At 32.2% G+C, this 351-nt stretch carries 1 protein-coding gene; it reads right to left on the bottom strand.

From position 1 onward, the window contains the following. Positions 1-351 (bottom strand): hypothetical protein (locus tag SB754_RS19495; protein WP_410784052.1); only part of this gene is annotated, 351 nt, incomplete at both ends.

The following is a 351-nucleotide window of genomic DNA, read 5'->3' as shown; positions in this document are numbered from 1 at the left end:
ACTGCTACATAGGCTCCACCAAGCACACTTAAACATGATGTTACGTTTCGTTCGCAATCGTTTATTGTTTGGAAAATGTCTAATGCTTTAGTTGCATTTACTATAGCTTGGCTTGGTTGTTGCATTTGAAAATGATAAACTGCATATCGATAATAAAAATCAGCTTGCTCCACATTAGTAAGACTAGTTAATGATGATTTTGCTTTCTCAAAATAATCATCAGCTTTATCGAATTTGTTTAATGCAGTGTAGTAAATTGCATTGTAATAGTGATATAAGTAGGATAGTTGTAAATCAGATGGTATAGCATAAGCGTTAATCGATTCAAAACTATCTTTTGTAATTGATAGC

The sequence above is a fragment of the Leifsonia sp. SIMBA_070 genome, assembly GCF_046534635.1.
GTDB lineage: Bacteria > Actinomycetota > Actinomycetes > Actinomycetales > Microbacteriaceae > Leifsonia.
Note: the sequence above shows the minus strand (reverse complement) of the source record. Positions and strands in the feature narration are given on the sequence as shown.